Raw genomic sequence first — 16,831 nt, forward strand, 5'->3', positions numbered from 1 at the left:
GTCATGGCCTATGAAACGATCATCGTAGAAACCCGCGGCAAGGTCGGGCTGATCACGCTGAACCGGCCGAAGGCGCTCAATGCGCTGAACTCACAGGTCCTGGCGGAAATGGTAGCGGCCGTGAATGGCTTCTGCGCGAATGCCGACATAGCCGCGATGGTCATCACCGGCTCCGAAAAAGCCTTCGCGGCAGGTGCGGACATCAAGGAAATGCAGGCGATCTCCTTTGTCGACGCTTATGTGCAGGACTTCTTTGTCGGCTGGGAAGAGTTCACCCGGGCGCGCAAGCCTGTTATCGCGGCGGTGGCCGGCTATGCGCTCGGCGGCGGCTGCGAACTGGCGATGATGTGCGATTTCATCATCGCCGCCGACAACGCCAAGTTCGGCCAGCCCGAGATCACGCTCGGCGTCATGCCGGGCATGGGCGGATCGCAGCGCCTCACCCGCTTCGTCGGCAAATCGAAGGCGATGGACATGTGCCTGACCGGACGGATGATGGATGCGGCGGAAGCCGAGCGTTGCGGTCTGGTGTCGCGTGTGGTGCCCGCCGTCGAGCTGCTCGAGGAGGCGTTGAAGGCGGCGGCCAAGATAGCCGATTTTTCGCTGCCGTCGGTGATGATGGCGAAAGAGGCCGTCAACCGCGCCTATGAAACGACACTGGCCGAAGGGCTGCGGTTCGAGCGCCGGCTGTTTCACTCGCTGTTTGCGCTCGATGACCAGAAGGAAGGCATGGCGGCCTTTGCCGAGAAGCGGAAGCCAAATTTCACGAACCGATAGATCGTGACGACAGCGGCCAGAAGCGAGCGACAGCAGCGGCCAAAAAGAAGGCGAAGCAGCGTTGACGCGCCGGAAAAGCTGAACTATAAGCCGCACCAACCGAGGCGGCCCTGTGGCTGCCCGTTTGTTTTTGCGCCCTGCGGCATCCCGCATGCGCCCACCAGATCAGAAGAGAGGCATCATGGCCAATACCTCCTCGGCCAAAAAGGCAACGCGCAAGATCGCCCGTCGCACGGCGATCAACAAGAACCGCCGCTCGCGCGTGCGGACCTACATCCGCCAGGTCGAAGAGGCGCTCGCCTCGGGCGATAAGGCTGCCGCGCAGGCTGCTTTCAAGGTGGCGGAACCGGAATTGATGCGCGCCGCGACCAAGGGCGTGGTGCACAAGAATACGGCGTCCCGCAAGGTCTCGCGCCTGGCGCAGCGACTCAAGGTGCTGTCGGCCTAATATACCTGTACTGATCTTGTCCTCTTCAAGCCCGGCCGCTCGTGCCGGGTTTTTTCGTTTGCCGGCAAGTACTTAAAAAGAAATCTCGCAAACGGACACTCCGCACGATTTCAATGTTCGAAATGCTTTGCCGGCATATACATGCCTGCTGATAGGCGCAGCCGCTGAAAGCGTTCACGGCGAAGATATCGGCTGTCAAAAATCAGCTATATTTTTCAATAAGTTATTGACGGTCATCCACAGCTTGTTCACATCGGGCGCGGGGGATGGGGAACATTTGCCTGTCAAGAAAATTATTTCAGAAAATTTCGCGCGATGCGGCCTTTTTCATATTCGCCGGAAAAGGGTTTGAATCACAATGGCTTTGTCAAAACATGCCAGTGCAACGCAGGCTCCGAACCCGTCTGCGCTAACCACATTCCTTAAAAATCCGTTAGGCGTGGCCTTGCCCTATCCACAGCGATTTCGTTAATGTCGGTCTATCGAGAGGGACGGGCCGTTGGCCCTTAACCCAGCCTGAATCGGCCAGCAAAAAATGGCAGAATTCGTGACGTGGATCATTTCCGCGTACGGGCTTGGTTTGTCTTTTCGATACGGTAGGGGATTGGCGTAATTGTACATGGCAGATCAATAACGCGCCGGCGTTTTCGCCGGAGGGAGTTGTATGCCCTGACATGACCAAAGCGGGCTGGCTCTGATGAGGCGGCGCCGGTTCCCTGACAATGAGGCGACATCATCTGCCGGCGGCGGCGATTGTGTCGCAGCGAGGACACGGTCGCCGGAAACATGGATGCAGGAGGCGCATTCCCGGCGGAAAAGGTACAAAAGGACAAGGAACTCGATCATGCAGAGCGGCATCGAAAGGGAGCTTACGGGCGACCTCCCATTCCCTGGAACCTTAACCGAAGGGGACGATATGTCGGCTTCCATCGACGCGGAACAAAAGTTCGACCGGGTGAAGGCCCAGTTGAAGGCGCGTCTTGGAACCGAAGTCTATTCGAGCTGGTTCGGACGCATGAAGGTCGCCGAGGCGTCCCGGGGCATTGTCCGCATCTCGGTTCCCACCGCCTTCCTGCGCTCGTGGATCAACGGCCACTATCTCGACCTCATCGCCGAGCTGTGGAAACACGAGGATCCTGAAATCCTCAAGATCGAGATCGTCGTGCGCACCGCTACCCGCCCGGGGCGCAACGGCGTCGAGCCCGAAGTGGCCCCGGCGCGCAAGATGACCAGGCAAGCGCAAACGGCGCTGGCCGCGGGAACAGCGAGCCCCGGCAGGCTGGAGCGGGTACCGGCACCTCGCCCGGGAACGCCTGCAGAGACCGAGTTCCGGCACAATGTGCTCGGTTCGCCGCTAGACCCGCGCTACACGTTCGGCTCCTTCATCGAGGGACCCTCAAACCGGGTGGCCTTCGCCGCCGCCAAAGCGGTGGCGGAATCGCAGTCGAGCGCGGTGCGCTTCAATCCGCTGTTTCTTCACGCGACGGTGGGGCTGGGCAAGACTCACCTGCTGCAGGCGATCGCGGCGGAATCGCTGAAGCAGAATCCGAAGTCGCGTGTCGTCTATCTCACCGCCGAATATTTCATGTGGCGGTTTGCCACCGCGATCCGCGACAACAACGCGCTGACGCTGAAGGAACAGCTGCGCGACATCGATCTTCTCATCATCGACGACATGCAGTTCCTGCAAGGCAAGTCGATCCAGCATGAATTCTGCCATCTGATCAACATGCTGCTCGACAGCGCCAAGCAGGTGGTGGTCGCGGCCGACCGGCCGCCGTCGGAACTGGAATCGCTGGAGCCTCGCGTCCGCTCCCGCCTCAACGGCGGCGTCGCGCTCGAAATGTCGGCGCCGGATTTCGCCATGCGCATCGGCATGCTCAAGCTGCGCCTTGCCACCGCCAAGGCCGATGATGCGTCGCTCGACATCTCGGACGAGATCCTCAACCATGTCGCTCGCACGGTGACCGGCAGCGGGCGCGAACTCGAAGGTGCATTCAACCAGCTTCTGTTTCGCCAGTCGTTCGAACCGCAGATCACCATCGACCGCATCGACGAGATCCTCGGCCACATCTATCGTTCGGGCGAGCCGAAGCGGGTGCGAATCGAGGACATCCAGCGCATCGTCGCGCGCCACTACAATGTGTCGAAGACAGAACTTCTGTCCAACCGGCGCACGCGTACGATCGTCAAGCCGCGGCAGGTCGCCATGTACCTGTCCAAGGTGATGACACCGCGCTCCTTGCCGGAGATCGGACGGCGTTTCGGTGGCCGCGACCACACGACGGTGCTGCATGCCGTGCGCAAGATCGAGGATCTTTCAGGCGTCGACAACACGCTGGCGCAGGAGCTCGAATTGCTGAGAAGACTGATCAACGATCAGGCCTAACCGGCCCGAAAAACGCCGGCTAGCGGACTTCGCCAGTTTTATCCCCAGAAAGCCCGAGTAACCGGTCCGAACCGGTAGCGCGGGCTTGCGTTTACGGGTTTTTTCCTGTCAGTTTCTGAGCCTGTTCAGACCTTTCGCGGGTTGCCGCTTCCCGGAGACCCGCTCATTCGTTCAAGCGAGCCTGTTTCGTCATGCGTGTTATCCTGGAACGGTCAAATCTCCTGAAGTCGCTCAACCACGTTCATCGCGTGGTCGAGCGGCGCAATACCATACCGATCCTGTCGAACGTGCTGCTGAGCGCCGAAGGCGCCACCCTCGAAATGAAGGCGACCGACCTCGATCTGGAGGTGACCGAAGCCACGCCCGCCAAGGTGGAGCGCGGCGGGGCGACGACGGTTCCGGCGCATCTGCTCTACGACATCGTGCGCAAGCTCGCCGACGGCGCGGAGGTCATGCTGAAGACCGACGAGGACGGCAACGCCATGACGGTGACGTCGGGCCGCTCGAGCTTCCGTCTCCAGTGTCTGCCGCAATCCGATTTCCCGGCGCTTTCGGCCGGATCGTTCTCGCATATCTTCCGGCTCGATTCGGTCGCGCTCAAGGGCCTGATCGAGAAGACCCAATTTGCCATCTCCACCGAAGAGACGCGTTACTACCTGAACGGCATCTACCTGCACACGCATGACGCCGACGGCAAGCTGAAGCTGCGCTCGGTAGCGACCGACGGCCATCGGCTGGCGCGCGCCGAGATCGACGCGCCGGCAGGATCCGAAGGCATGCCGGGCATCATCATTCCGCGCAAGACGGTCAGCGAGCTGCAAAAGCTTGTCGATGACCCGGACGTCGCCGTGACCACCGAATTGTCCGACACCAAGATCCGTTTCACCATCGGCAGTGTCGTTTTGACCTCGAAGCTGATCGACGGCACCTTCCCGGATTATCAGCGGGTCATCCCGACCGGCAACGACAAGAAGCTGATCATCGACCGCCAGAGTTTCGCCGCCGCCGTCGATCGCGTCTCGACCATTTCGTCGGAACGCGGCCGGGCAGTGAAGCTTTCGATTGGAGAAGGCCAGGTCACGCTTGCGGTCAACAATCCGGATTCGGGGAGCGCCACAGAAGAACTGGCCGCGGACTATTCGTCCGACGCGATCGAAATCGGCTTTAACGCCAAATATCTGCTCGACGTCGCCGCCCAGTTGACCGGCACTGAGGCAAAATTCATGCTGGCGGACGCCGGTTCGCCGACGCTGATCCACGACATGGCCGACGAAACCACGCTCTACGTGCTGATGCCGATGCGGGTATAGGCCCGAACGAGGCAATCTTGCTGTCATGACCGGAGTTGCGAAGCAGTCTGAGCGCGACCAGCAGACTCATATAAGTAAGCTGTCACTTACGAACTTCCGCAATTACGCAACATTGTCGATCGACCTCGACCCCGGCGCCGTGGTTTTTTCCGGTGACAATGGCGCCGGCAAAACCAACCTGCTGGAAGCGATTTCCCTGCTGACGCCGGGTCGCGGCCTGCGCCGTGCACCTTATGCCGACGTGGCGCGTGAAGGCGGGGACGGCGGCTTTGCCATCCATGTCCGGCTCGATGGGCCGGACGGACCGATCGAGATCGGCACCGGCATTGCAGGCGGCGATGCCGCCGGCGAGGGCGGCCGGCGGGTGCGGATCAATGGCGCGGCAGCGCGCTCGGCGGAGGACATGCTGGAATGGCTGCGCGTCGTCTGGCTGACACCGGCAATGGATGCATTGTTCACCGGGCCGGCCGCAGACCGCCGGCGCTTTCTCGACCGGCAGGTGCTGGCGATCGATCCGGGCCACGGCCAGCGCGCGCTAGACTACGAAAAAGCGATGCGCGGCCGCAATCGGCTGTTCGCCGAAGGCTCGCGTGACGGAGCCTGGTTCGATGCGATCGAGACGCAAATGGCCGAAACCGGTGTAGCGATTGCCGCGGCGCGTGCCGAACTGGTGCGCCTGCTCGCCGCCATGATCGACAGGCTGCCAAGCGCCGGCCCGTTTCCGCAAGCCGACATCGGCCTGTCGGGCACGTTGGAAAGCGAAGTCGGCACCACCGCGGCTGTCGATGTCGAAGAGCGGTTCCGCCAAGCGCTTGCCGAAGGCCGCGATCGCGACCGCGCCGCCGGGCGCACGCTCGACGGCCCGCACCGTTCGGATCTCGTAGTGCGGCACCGGCCCAAGGCGATGCCAGCCGAACTGTGTTCGACCGGCGAGCAGAAGGCGCTGCTGGTCGGCATGGTCCTGTCGCATGCTCGGCTGACCGGCGAGATGTCGGGCATGACGCCGATCCTGCTGCTCGACGAGATCGCCGCCCATCTCGACGGCGGCCGGCGTGCCGCGCTGTTCTCGATCCTCGAAGAGCTGAACTGCCAGGCTTTCATGACCGGAACCGATGCGGCGCTGTTTTCCAGTCTCAAGGGACGCGCGCAGTTCCTGACCGTCGATCATGGCATGGTTAGCCCAACCATTTGACTTCTTGGATATCGTTATCCCAAGACTGCTGCGCACCCTCTGGCCAAGCCCGAGGGCAGGCTTTGTGGCTGACGTGAATTGACGCCTGACAAGGTTTTTCTTCCGCTATATGGTCTGGCGATGATCACCATCACGCTAACCGACGAAGAACTCGAACGCTACGCCCGCCACATCGTGCTGCCCGAAATCGGCGGCGCCGGCCAGCAGCGACTGAAGCGGGCGCGGGTCCTGGTCATCGGCGCCGGCGGGCTCGGAGCGCCGGTGCTCGAATATCTGGCCGCAGCCGGCGTCGGCACACTCGGCATCGTCGACGACGACAGCGTCTCACTGTCGAACCTGCAAAGACAGGTGATCCACGGCACCGATGCTGTCGGCATGGCGAAAACCGACAGTGCCAAAACGGCGATCGCCCGCATCAATCCCAACGTCGCCGTGGAACTGCACAATCTCAGGCTGACGGCGGACAACGCCCCTGACCTCGTCGCCCGCTATGACATCGTCGTCGACGGCTCCGACAATTTCGAAACACGTTATGCGGTGGCCGACGCCTGCGCCGCGGAAAAGCGACCATTGGTGCATGCCGCCGTCGGCCGCTTCGACGGCTCGGTGACGGTGCTGAAACCGTTCGAGACCGGCACGGACGGCAACCCGAATCCAAATTATCGCGATCTTTTTCCGGATCCACCGCCGGCGGGCCTGGTACCGTCCTGTGCCGTCGCCGGCGTACTCGGCGTGCTGACCGGCGTCATCGGGACGCTGCAGGCGATGGAGACGATCAAGCTGATCGCCGGCATCGGCGAGCCGCTGGTCGGCCGGCTGCTGCTTTACGATGCATTGACCGCGCGCTTCGACACGATCCGCTACAAGAGAAACTAGATCTTGGGCAGCCTGGTTTCCGCCGAGCAGCTTCCGGCCGATTTCGATCGTTGGGACGAGGTGCTGGCGCTGATCATGCGCGCCTTCGCCTCGATGGACGGCCTCATCGATCCACCATCCTCGGCGCATCGGCTCACGGTCGAGAATCTTCGGGACAAGGCCCGGCAAGAGACGGGCTTTGCGGCGCTGAAGGACGGCAGGATCGTCGGCTGCGTTTTTGTTCTGGAGCGGGCCAACGATTTCTATGTCGGAAAGCTCGCGGTTGAACCGGGCTTTCAGGGACAAGGCATTGGCAGGCAGTTGATGCAAGCGGTCGAGGATTTCGCCCGCAACCGCGGCAAGCCTGCGATCGTGCTTCAGACGCGGATCGAACTGACCGGAAATCACGCGGTCTTTGCCCGCCTCGGCTTTCGCGAAACGGAAAGCACGGCGCACAAGGGCTACGACCGTCCGACCTCGATCACCATGCGCAAAGTGATTTCGTAAGCCTTTGCTAACCTCAGATGAACGGACGGTCGCACGAGCCGCGATCGTGGCCGGTCACGTTCGCAGCGGCAGTACGCGATCCGGCGGCCGGTGGCCATCGAAGAAGGCGCGGATGTTGATGATCACCTTCTCGCCCATGTCGATCCGGCCTTCGAGCGTCGCCGACCCCATATGCGGCAACAGCACGACCTTGCCCTTTGCCGCGAGCTTCAGCAATTTGCTGTTCAGCGCCGGCTCATGCTCGTAGACATCGAGGCCGGCGCCGGCGATCTTGCCGTCTTGGATCAGCTTGACCAGAGAGTCCTCGTCGATGATGTCGCCGCGCGCTGTGTTGACGATGTAAGCGGACGGTTGCAGAAGCGCCAGCCGCCGCGCCGAAAGCAGATGGAAGGTCGCCGGCGTCGACGGACAATTGACCGATATGATGTCCATGCGGGCAAGCATCTGGTCGAGGCTTTCCCAGTAGGTCGCCTCCAGCTCATCCTCGACCGCCGGCAGCACGCGATGGCGGTTGTGATAGTGGATCGACAGGCCAAAGGCCTTGGCCCGCCGGGCGACGGCGGTGCCGATGCGGCCCATGCCTACAATGCCGAGGCGTTTGCCCCAGATACGTCGGCCGAGCATCCAGGTCGGCGACCAGCCGGCCCATTTCTTGTCGCCGGTCAGCACATTGGCGCCTTCCGCCAGCCGCCGCGGCACCGCCAGCATTAGCGCCATGGTCATGTCGGCCGTATCCTCGGTCAACACGTTCGGCGTGTTGGTGACGGAAATGCCCTTCTTCGCTGCTGCCGCCACATCGATCTTGTCGACGCCGTTGCCGAAATTGGCGATCAGCTTGAGGTTGTCGCCAGCCTGAGCGATCAGCGCTGCGTCGATATGATCGGTTATGGTCGGCACCAGCACGTCGGCTTCCTTGACCGCCGCGACCAGTTCCGGCTGCGTCATCGGCCTGTCTTCGACATTCAGCCGGGCGTCGAACAGCTCACGCATACGGGTCTCGACCGGGTCGGGCAGCTTGCGCGTGATGACGACGAGGGGCCTTTTTCTGCCTACCATTGTTTCCTCGAAACCCGACCTCGTTGAGACCTCTTTAACCAAGACAGGCGAAACTGCAGGCCGGTCGCGGTGCCAGTTCTCCATGTAACAAGAGGTTCCGCCGAAGACAAAGAAAAAGGGGCGCCAAGTCCGATGAGCCGGCGCCGAAAGGAATGAAAGTGTCTGGATTCGCGTCGCTCCGCCTGGCCCTCAGCGCAGCATTTCTCGGCGCTCTCCTTTATTCCCCTCATGTGGCGGCACAGAATGCAGCAGCACCCGCCCAGAGCGCAACGCTCGGGCCGAGCGGCCTGCCGCTGCCGCGTTTCGTCAGCCTGAAAGCGGGCCGCGTCAACTCCCGCGTCGGACCAGGCGTCAACTATTCCGTCGACTGGATGTATATGAAGCCCGGCCTGCCGATGGAGATCATCCAGGAATTCGACACCTGGCGTCGTGTGCGCGATGCCGACGGCTCGGAAGGCTGGATCAACCAGTCGCTGCTTTCAGGCCGCCGCACGGCGATCGTAGCACCCTGGCAGCGGGGCAAAGATGCCCGAGTCAACCTTCTCGACGACCCGGAAAAGGATGCCAGCATCGTCGCGATCATCGAGCCGGGCGCCATGGGCACGATCAAGTCCTGTGACGGCCAGTGGTGCGAGATGACCTTCAACGGCCACACCGGCTGGCTCGCCCAGTCGCTTGTCTGGGGCGCCTATCCAGGCGAACGGGTCAAGAACTAACCTCTTCTAGGCGGTTCGGGGATCCCGGCCGAGACGGTATCTCACGGCCTCATGAAGCGCCAATCAGTCGCGGCGTTTGGGGCGCAGTCTCACCACGATGTCGACATTGGCGATCTCCATGCCTTCCGGCGGCTCCGGCAGGTTGGAAACCGTGACAGGACCGCTGGCGATATCGAAGATCCTGTTTTCGCCTTCAATGTAGAAATGGTGATGATCGGAGGTGTTGGTGTCGAAGTAGGTCTTCGACCCCTCGACGGCCAGGATGCGCAGAAGGCCCGCCTGGGTGAATTGATGAAGGGCGTTGTAAACGGTGGCGAGCGACACCGGCACGCCGGCGGCGATCGCCTCCTCGTGCAGTTCCTCAGCCGACAGATGGCGGTCGCCCTTGGCGAAAAGCAGATCGGCCAACGCAATGCGCTGACGCGTCGGCCTCAGGCCAGCTTCGCGAACCCGCTTGTCCACAGCGACATTTTCCTTTCGGCAGCCCAGATCCATCTATCCGTCCAAGCTCACAGTTTCGCCTCAAGACATGCCCAGAATGGCAAAAAACGAACATCGACCGAAACTGGACACCCCCGACATATATTCTGTCGGCCGAATACGATCAATAGCGCGCATTGACCCAGGCAGACGGGCAGGTTAAGCGCAAACGCCGGTTTCCGGCCGGAAATAGATTGTGTTAGGAAACCAACGACAAGGGCGCGCTACCGCCCGGACGATTACGGGGACGAGATTGATGGCGGTTTCGAAATCCAGCTACGATTACGAAGAACTGCTTGCCTGCGCCCGCGGCGAGCTGTTCGGACCTGGAAACGCCCAGCTCCCCTATCCGCCGATGCTGATGTTCGACCGCATCACCGAAATCAGCGAGACGGGCGGTGCCTTCGACAAGGGTTTCATCCGCGCGGAATTCGACATCAAGCCGGACCTGTGGTTCTTCGCCTGCCATTTCATCGGCAATCCGATCATGCCGGGATGCCTGGGCCTCGACGCCATGTGGCAATTGACGGGATTCTACCTCGGCTGGCTCGGTGAGCCGGGCAAGGGGATGGCGCTCTCGACCGGCGAGGTGAAATTCAAAGGCATGGTGACGCCGTCGGTCAAGAAGGTGGAATATGGCGTGGACTTCAAGCGCGTGATGCGCGGGCGGTTGGTGCTTGGTATCGCCGATGGCTGGCTGAAGGCGGATGGCGAACCCATATACGCAGCAACGGATCTCAAGGTGGGTCTGTCCAAGCAATCGGCCGCCGCCTGACCGGCGCCTCCACAGCGCCGCGAGTCCCTGGGACGCGCAAAAGGAAGCTGCAGAACTTTAATTTGCGCATGATCCTTGTCCGACAGGTTTCGGGCTCATGCGCTGGAAGGAGTTGCGAATGAGACGGGTCGTAGTTACAGGCCTCGGCATCGTGTCGTCGATCGGCAACAATGCCAACGAGGTGCAGGCCTCGCTCCACGATGCCAGATCCGGCATCAGCTTCTCCAATTCCTTCGCCGAACACGGCTTCCGCTGCCAGGTCTGGGGGGCGCCGACGCTCGACCCCTCTGCGCTCATCGATCGTCGCGCCATGCGCTTCCTGTCGCAAGGTGCGGCTTGGAACCATGTCGCCATGGACCAGGCTATCGTGGACGCTGGACTTGGTGAGAACGACATCACCAATGAGCGCACCGGCATTGTTATGGGATCGGGCGGACCATCGACCCGAACCATCGTCGAGGCCGCCGAAACCACGCTCAAGAACGGCAGCCCCAAGCGCATCGGCCCGTTCGCCGTGCCGAAGGCGATGTCGTCGACCGCTTCGGCGACACTCGCCACCTGGTTCAAGATCCACGGCGTCAATTATTCGATCTCTTCGGCCTGCTCGACATCGGCGCATTGCATCGGCAATGGCTACGAACTTATCCAGTGGGGCAAGCAGGACATGGTCTTCGCCGGCGGCCATGAGGATCTCGACTGGACGATGTCGGATCTGTTCGACGCGATGGGCGCCATGTCCTCCAAGTTCAACGACCGGGCATCGGCCGCCTCGCGCGCCTATGACGTCGATCGCGACGGCTTCGTCATTGCCGGCGGCGCCGGCGTGCTGGTCCTGGAAGAGCTCGAGCACGCCAAGGCGCGCGGCGCCAAGATCTACGCCGAGGTCGTCGGCTATGGCGCGACCTCCGACGGCTACGATATGGTGGCGCCCTCGGGCGAGGGTGCGGTGCGCTGCATGCGGCAGGCGCTGGCGACTGTCTCTTCGCCGGTCGACTACATCAACACGCACGGCACCTCAACGCCGGTCGGCGACTCCAGGGAAATGGGCGCGATCCGCGAGGTGTTCGGCGAAAATATGCCTTTCATCACCTCGACGAAATCACTGACCGGCCATTCGCTGGGTGCGGCCGGCGTGCAGGAATCGATCTACTCGATCCTGATGATGCAAGGCGGCTTCATCGGCGAGAGCGCCCATATCGAGCAGCTTGATCCGGAATTCGAAGGCATGCCGATCGTGCGTGAACGCATCGACGATGCCAGGATCGACACCGTTTTGTCCAATTCGTTCGGTTTCGGCGGCACCAACGCAACGCTGATTTTCCAGCGCTATTCCGCATAAGGATTGCCGACCATGGACGGATTGATGAAGGGCAAGCGCGGGCTTGTCATGGGTGTCGCCAACGACCATTCGATCGCCTGGGGCATCGCCCGGAAACTGTCCGAACATGGGGCGGAACTCGCCTTCACCTATCAGGGCGAAGCCTTCGGGCGCCGGGTCAAGCCGCTCGCCGACAAGCTCGGCGCGTCGCTGGTCGTCCCTTGCGATGTCGAGGACAGCGCATCGGTTGCCGCTACCTTCGAGACCTTGGACAAGGCCTGGGGCGGGCTGGACTTCGTCGTCCATGCCATCGGCTTTTCCGACAAGAACGAGCTGAAGGGCCTCTACGCCGACACCAGCCGCGACAATTTCATCCGCACCATGGTCATCTCCTGCTACTCCTTCACCGAGGTCGCCCGTCATGCCGCCAGGCTGATGAAGGACAACGGCTCGATGATCACGCTGACCTATGCGGGTTCCGTCCGCGTCATGCCGAACTACAACGTCATGGGCGTGGCCAAGGCCGGGCTGGAAGCAAGCGTCCGCTATCTTGCCAACGACTACGGCCCACGCGGCATCAGGGTGAACGGCATATCGGCGGGACCGGTGCGGACGCTGGCCGGCGCCGGGATTTCCGACGCACGCCATATGTTTTCCTACCAGCAGCGCAACTCGCCGCTGCGCCGTACAGTGACCATCGACGAAGTCGGTGGCTCCGCCCTCTATCTCCTGTCCGACCTGTCGTCGGGCGTCACCGGCGAAATCCACTATGTCGATTCCGGCTACCACATCGTCTCGATGCCGACGCTCGACGAGTTGAAGCGGACCGACAACGTACGAGATTAATTCGGCCCGTAAAAATGCGGCGGCCTTGCCGGCAAGCAGACTGGTCGAAGAGCGCGGCCATAGATTCGCGAACGGCGCCTGCGATCTGCACTGAACTCCGCGTTCAGCGGCGCGCCGCGAGAACCTTGAACAGGCCATCGCGGGCGATCTCGGCATGGCTGGAGAAGGCGGCCGCCAGCACCGGCTCGTAGGGAAGCTGACGGTTCGCCACCATGAACAGCCGCCCACCCGGCTTCAGCGCCTTTGCCGCGGCGCGGATCATGCCGGCGCCGATCTCCGGCTCGGCTGCCCGGCTGCGATGGAAGGGCGGGTTCATGACGATGGCGTCATAGCGCCGCTCTACCGGCTCGCTCAAAAGATCGACCCAGAAGAAATTTGGTTCCGCCGCTGTATTGCCGATATTGCCTTTCGCCGCCTCCAGCGCATCGAACTCGGCGTCGTAGAGATCGAGCGCCGATATGCCAGGTGAGCGGGCGGCGACCTCGGCCGCCACATAGCCCCAGCCGGCGCAGAAATCGGCAATGTTGCCACGCAGGTCGCCGGGCAGATTGTCCACCAGCAATCTAGAACCTGCATCGATCTTGTCGAAAGAGAACATGCCTGGCGCGGTGCGGAAACGGCCCTCGACCAGAAGGGTTGGATTGGCGGCGCAAAGCGCTGCCGCTACCGCGGCGTTGGCCGGCCGACGGAACCAGAAGGCGATGCCGTGATGCTTCGGCAAATGGCCATCGAGCGGCACAAGTTCGTCGATGCGCTTGCGCAGGCTGGCAGTGCCATCGTCCTTGGCGCCGGCGACGACAATCGATCCGCCCGGCCTCACACGCTCTATCGCCTCGGCGATGCGCAGTTCGTTTTGCCCGCGATGACGGCCGGCAAGCACCAGTGCCGCATCGAAACCTTCGCCCTCCAGGCGCGGCGTGACCGTGAAGCCCGCCCCCTGCAGCGCGCGAAAATGCGGGCGGAAGCCTTGCACCAGATGCAGTGCTGCATCGAAGCCTTCGGGCAGGCGGAAACCCGGTTCGGCGCCCAGAAAGAGGACACGCTCGCCCTTACGCGGCAGGGAGACAGCCTCGGCCTCGAACGGATGGAACAGTGTCTTCAGCGGCTCGGCGGACATTCTTCGACCTCGAAATGCAGCTGGGCTTGTCGTGAAAATGAAAACGGGCGCGACCTGTCGGCGCGCCCGCTTCGATTGTACCGTCAGATCGCTCAGGCGGCGTCTTCTTCGCCTTCGGCCTTCTTGTCGCGGGCGATTTCCTTGCCGGTGGCCTGGTCGACGACCTTCATCGACAGGCGGACCTTGCCGCGCTCGTCGAAGCCCATCAGCTTGACCCAGACCTTGTCGCCTTCCTTGACGACGTCAGAAGTCTTGGCGACGCGGTCATTGGCGAGCTGCGAGATGTGGACGAGGCCGTCACGCGGACCGAAGAAGTTGACGAAAGCGCCGAAGTCGGCGGTCTTGACGACCGTGCCCTCGTAGATCTCGCCGACTTCCGGCTCGGCGACGATGGTGTGGATCCACTTCTTGGCCGCCTCGATCTCCTTAGCGTTGGACGAAGCGATCTTGACCGTGCCGTCGTCCTCGATGTTGATCTTGGCGCCGGTCTTTTCGACGATCTCGCGGATGACCTTGCCGCCCGAGCCGATCACGTCGCGGATCTTGTCGGTCGGGATGTGCATGACCTCGATGCGCGGCGCGAATTCGCCGAGTTCGGAACGCGCGCCGGAGAGCGCATGGCCCATTTCGCCGAGGATATGCTGGCGGCCATCCTTGGCCTGGTCCAGCGCGATCTTCATGATCTCCTCGGTGATGCCTTCGATCTTGATGTCCATCTGCAGCGAGGTGATGCCGTTGGCGGTGCCGGCAACCTTGAAGTCCATGTCGCCGAGATGATCCTCGTCGCCGAGAATGTCGGAGAGCACCGCGAAGCGCTCGCCTTCCTTGATCAGACCCATGGCAATGCCGGCGACCGGCTTGGCCAGCGGCACGCCGGCATCCATCAGCGCCAGCGAGGTGCCACAGACGGTGGCCATCGACGACGAACCGTTGGACTCGGTGATCTCCGAGACGACGCGCAGCGTGTAGGGGAACTGGTCTGATGTCGGCAGCATCGGGCGGATCGCGCGCCAAGCCAGCTTGCCGTGGCCGATTTCGCGGCGGCCGGGCGAACCCATGCGACCGGTTTCGCCGACCGAATAGGGAGGGAAGTTGTAGTGAAGGAGGAACTTCTCCTTATACATGCCGGTCAGCGAATCGACGTACTGCTCGTCTTCGCCGGTGCCGAGCGTGGCGACGACCAGCGCCTGGGTCTCGCCGCGGGTGAACAGCGCCGAGCCATGGGTACGCGGCAGGACGCCGACTTCGGAGACGATCTTGCGGACCGTCTTCAGATCGCGGCCGTCGATGCGCGAACCGGTGTCGAGGATGTTCCAGCGCACAACCTTGGCCTGGAGCTCCTTGAACACGGTGCCGATCTGCTCGGACGTGTATTTTGCTTCTTCGCCTTCTGCGGGTGCGAACGCAGCCTTGACCTTCGCCTTGACGGCGTCCACGGCGGCATAACGCTTCTGTTTGTCGGTGATCTTGTAGGCGTCGCGAAGCTCGCCTTCGACGATCTTCAGCATCTCGGCTTCAAGCGCCGAATAGTCTGGCGCGGTGAAATCGCGCGGGTCCTTGGCGGCGACCTCGGCCAGCTTGATGATTGCGTCGATCACCGGCTGGAAGCCGCGATGGCCGAACATGACGGCGCCGAGCATCAGATCCTCGCCGAGCTCCTTGGCTTCGGACTCGACCATCAGCACGGCGTCAGAGGTGCCGGCAACGATCAGGTCAAGCTTAGATTCCTGCATCTCGTCGACATGGGGATTGAGCACGTATTCGCCGTTGATGTAGCCGACGCGGGCGCCGCCGATCGGGCCCATGAAGGGGACGCCGGACAGCGTCAAGGCCGCCGAGGTGGCGACGATCGACAGGATATCCGGATCGTTTTCGAGATCATGCTGGACGACGGTGACAACGATCTGCGTGTCGTTCTTGTAACCGTCAGCGAAGAGCGGCCGGATCGGACGGTCTATGAGACGGGAGACCAGCGTTTCCTTTTCGCTCGGGCGGCCTTCGCGCTTGAAATAGCCGCCCGGGATCTTGCCGGCGGCATAGGTCTTTTCCTGGTAGTTGACGGTTAGCGGGAAGAAATCGAGGCCGGGCTTCGGCTCCTTCATCGAAACAACGGTGGCGAGAACCTTGGTTTCGCCGTAGGTGGCGAGCACCGCGCCGTCAGCCTGGCGCGCAATCTTGCCGGTTTCGAGGATGAGCGGACGGCCGCCCCATTCGATTTCCACTTTGTGGTGATTGAACATGTCTTGTCCTTCATATGCGGAAAGGGCCGCGCCGTTTCACGTGCGCGAGTGCCCCTTTCCCTTGGCTTCGTTTCTCGGGCAGCCACGGGCAAGACAACGGGAAGCTCGGGTAAATCCGGCGCGGCTGCCGGGCGAGCGTCCTGCAATCCTGCCCCATGACCGTCCATGGGCGGTTTCGAATGGCCCTGTGCTATCTCGAAACCGGGTCTGGCCAGTCGATTCGACTGACCTTGCGCGTGGCCCCGAAAACCGCGGCTCTCGGAAATGCCTTGCACAAATTCAAAGTTTCAGAGCGTCCTATTTGCGCGTCCAAATCGATGCGCGGCGCTCTACTTTCTTCATTAGAGCAATGGATTGCTCCAATGCGCGACCGGCGGGCTCTCGAAAGAACCCGCCGGCCAATTGGTCAACGGCGCAGACCGAGCTTCTCGATCAGCGTCTGATAGCGCGCGTCATCCTTGCGCTTGAGATAATCAAGCAGGCTGCGGCGCTGGGACACGAGAGCGAGCAGACCACGGCGGGAATGGTTATCCTTCTTGTGGTCCTTGAAATGGTCGGTCAGGTTCTTGATGCGCTCGGAAAGGATGGCCACCTGGACTTCCGGAGACCCGGTATCGCCCTTGGCGGTTGCGAATTCACCCATCAATTCCTTCTTGCGCTCGGCAGTAATCGACATCGTGTTTTTCCTTATCTGTTTGAGGAAACGGGACGCCCTCGGCCGGGATGTCGTCCAGCAGGGGCCGGTACAAGCAAGGTGTCATTGCACGATGCTGCGGCGCATATAGTGCAATTCAGGCAAAAACAC

At 62.0% G+C, this 16,831-nt stretch carries 16 protein-coding genes; 11 read left to right on the forward strand and 5 right to left on the reverse strand.

Annotated features, from left to right (window positions below):
* Positions 1-3 precede the first annotated feature (3 nt).
* The 7 genes from ACWTU7_RS08545 to ACWTU7_RS08575 all read left to right on the forward strand — a co-directional run bounded on the left by ACWTU7_RS08545 (position 4) and on the right by ACWTU7_RS08575 (position 7,478).
* Complete coding sequence (locus ACWTU7_RS08545; protein WP_455838385.1) at positions 4-777, forward strand: enoyl-CoA hydratase; 774 nt, start codon at positions 4-6, stop codon at positions 775-777.
* Positions 778-958: 181 nt separating this feature from the next.
* Positions 959-1,225, forward strand: coding sequence for a 30S ribosomal protein S20 (gene rpsT / locus ACWTU7_RS08550; protein ID WP_029356919.1), 267 nt, complete (start codon positions 959-961; stop codon positions 1,223-1,225).
* 916 nt (positions 1,226-2,141) lie between these two features.
* Positions 2,142-3,614, forward strand: coding sequence for a chromosomal replication initiator protein DnaA (gene dnaA, locus ACWTU7_RS08555; protein ID WP_245316063.1), 1,473 nt, complete (start codon positions 2,142-2,144; stop codon positions 3,612-3,614).
* 191 nt (positions 3,615-3,805) lie between these two features.
* A complete protein-coding gene (gene dnaN, locus ACWTU7_RS08560; RefSeq protein WP_065005876.1) occupies positions 3,806-4,924 on the forward strand; it encodes a DNA polymerase III subunit beta in 1,119 nt (372 codons plus the stop codon).
* Between the two features lie 25 nt (positions 4,925-4,949).
* Positions 4,950-6,116, forward strand: coding sequence for a DNA replication/repair protein RecF (gene recF / locus ACWTU7_RS08565; protein WP_065005877.1), 1,167 nt, complete (start codon positions 4,950-4,952; stop codon positions 6,114-6,116).
* A gap of 120 nt (positions 6,117-6,236) precedes the next feature.
* Positions 6,237-6,992 (forward strand): molybdopterin-synthase adenylyltransferase MoeB, encoded by a 756-nt coding sequence (locus ACWTU7_RS08570; protein ID WP_455838384.1) that lies wholly within the window; start codon positions 6,237-6,239, stop codon positions 6,990-6,992.
* Positions 6,993-6,995: 3 nt separating this feature from the next.
* Positions 6,996-7,478, forward strand: coding sequence for a GNAT family N-acetyltransferase (locus tag ACWTU7_RS08575; protein WP_455838383.1), 483 nt, complete (start codon positions 6,996-6,998; stop codon positions 7,476-7,478).
* 54 nt (positions 7,479-7,532) lie between these two features.
* Here the strand turns inward: ACWTU7_RS08575 and ACWTU7_RS08580 are convergent, their stop codons facing one another.
* Positions 7,533-8,534 carry a 2-hydroxyacid dehydrogenase gene (locus ACWTU7_RS08580; RefSeq protein WP_029356930.1) on the reverse strand — a complete coding sequence of 334 codons (1,002 nt, stop codon included), beginning with the start codon at positions 8,532-8,534 and terminating at the stop codon, positions 7,533-7,535.
* Positions 8,535-8,692: 158 nt separating this feature from the next.
* Here ACWTU7_RS08580 and ACWTU7_RS08585 point away from each other — a divergent pair, with 158 nt between their 5' ends.
* Positions 8,693-9,250, forward strand: a complete 558-nt coding sequence (locus ACWTU7_RS08585) for an SH3 domain-containing protein (RefSeq protein ID WP_029356932.1) — start codon at positions 8,693-8,695, stop codon at positions 9,248-9,250.
* A 63-nt stretch (positions 9,251-9,313) separates the two neighbouring features.
* Here ACWTU7_RS08585 and irrA read toward each other — a convergent pair whose 3' ends face one another.
* Entirely contained in the window at positions 9,314-9,745 is a 432-nt protein-coding gene (gene irrA, locus ACWTU7_RS08590) for an iron response transcriptional regulator IrrA (protein WP_029356934.1), read from the reverse strand.
* 241 nt (positions 9,746-9,986) lie between these two features.
* Here irrA and fabA point away from each other — a divergent pair, with 241 nt between their 5' ends.
* The 3 genes from fabA (at position 9,987) to fabI (ending at position 12,669) form a co-directional block, all read left to right on the forward strand.
* A complete protein-coding gene (gene fabA, locus ACWTU7_RS08595; protein WP_023802127.1) occupies positions 9,987-10,505 on the forward strand; it encodes a 3-hydroxyacyl-[acyl-carrier-protein] dehydratase FabA in 519 nt (172 codons plus the stop codon).
* Between the two features lie 118 nt (positions 10,506-10,623).
* Positions 10,624-11,844 (forward strand): beta-ketoacyl-ACP synthase I, encoded by a 1,221-nt coding sequence (fabB, locus tag ACWTU7_RS08600; RefSeq protein ID WP_455838382.1) that lies wholly within the window; start codon positions 10,624-10,626, stop codon positions 11,842-11,844.
* A 12-nt stretch (positions 11,845-11,856) separates the two neighbouring features.
* Entirely contained in the window at positions 11,857-12,669 is an 813-nt protein-coding gene (gene fabI, locus ACWTU7_RS08605; protein WP_455838381.1) for an enoyl-ACP reductase FabI, read from the forward strand.
* A 103-nt stretch (positions 12,670-12,772) separates the two neighbouring features.
* Here fabI and ACWTU7_RS08610 read toward each other — a convergent pair whose 3' ends face one another.
* From ACWTU7_RS08610 to rpsO, 3 genes are all read right to left on the reverse strand, one after another.
* Positions 12,773-13,786 carry a class I SAM-dependent methyltransferase gene (locus tag ACWTU7_RS08610; protein ID WP_455838380.1) on the reverse strand — a complete coding sequence of 338 codons (1,014 nt, stop codon included), beginning with the start codon at positions 13,784-13,786 and terminating at the stop codon, positions 12,773-12,775.
* A gap of 92 nt (positions 13,787-13,878) precedes the next feature.
* Complete coding sequence (gene pnp / locus ACWTU7_RS08615; RefSeq protein WP_095517017.1) at positions 13,879-16,026, reverse strand: polyribonucleotide nucleotidyltransferase; 2,148 nt, start codon at positions 16,024-16,026, stop codon at positions 13,879-13,881.
* A 406-nt stretch (positions 16,027-16,432) separates the two neighbouring features.
* A complete protein-coding gene (gene rpsO / locus ACWTU7_RS08620) occupies positions 16,433-16,717 on the reverse strand; it encodes a 30S ribosomal protein S15 (protein WP_407660271.1) in 285 nt (94 codons plus the stop codon).
* Between the last annotated feature and the right edge of the window lie 114 nt (positions 16,718-16,831).

The sequence above is a fragment of the Mesorhizobium sp. BHscii genome (assembly GCF_053848065.1).

Excerpts from the sequence above, each read along its gene's own strand:
- ACWTU7_RS08610 (WP_455838380.1), bottom strand. The coding sequence starts at position 13,786 with ATGTCCGCCGAGCCGCTGAAGACACTGTTCCATCCGTTCGAGGCCGAG.
- dnaA (WP_245316063.1), top strand. The coding sequence starts at position 2,142 with ATGTCGGCTTCCATCGACGCGGAACAAAAGTTCGACCGGGTGAAGGCC.
- rpsT (WP_029356919.1), top strand. The coding sequence starts at position 959 with ATGGCCAATACCTCCTCGGCCAAAAAGGCAACGCGCAAGATCGCCCGT.
- ACWTU7_RS08545 (WP_455838385.1), top strand. The coding sequence starts at position 4 with ATGGCCTATGAAACGATCATCGTAGAAACCCGCGGCAAGGTCGGGCTG.
- fabB (WP_455838382.1), top strand. The coding sequence starts at position 10,624 with ATGAGACGGGTCGTAGTTACAGGCCTCGGCATCGTGTCGTCGATCGGC.
- irrA (WP_029356934.1), bottom strand. The coding sequence starts at position 9,745 with ATGGATCTGGGCTGCCGAAAGGAAAATGTCGCTGTGGACAAGCGGGTT.
- ACWTU7_RS08580 (WP_029356930.1), bottom strand. The coding sequence starts at position 8,534 with ATGGTAGGCAGAAAAAGGCCCCTCGTCGTCATCACGCGCAAGCTGCCC.
- fabI (WP_455838381.1), top strand. The coding sequence starts at position 11,857 with ATGGACGGATTGATGAAGGGCAAGCGCGGGCTTGTCATGGGTGTCGCC.
- fabA (WP_023802127.1), top strand. The coding sequence starts at position 9,987 with ATGGCGGTTTCGAAATCCAGCTACGATTACGAAGAACTGCTTGCCTGC.
- dnaN (WP_065005876.1), top strand. The coding sequence starts at position 3,806 with ATGCGTGTTATCCTGGAACGGTCAAATCTCCTGAAGTCGCTCAACCAC.
- pnp (WP_095517017.1), bottom strand. The coding sequence starts at position 16,026 with ATGTTCAATCACCACAAAGTGGAAATCGAATGGGGCGGCCGTCCGCTC.
- ACWTU7_RS08570 (WP_455838384.1), top strand. The coding sequence starts at position 6,237 with ATGATCACCATCACGCTAACCGACGAAGAACTCGAACGCTACGCCCGC.
- recF (WP_065005877.1), top strand. The coding sequence starts at position 4,950 with ATGACCGGAGTTGCGAAGCAGTCTGAGCGCGACCAGCAGACTCATATA.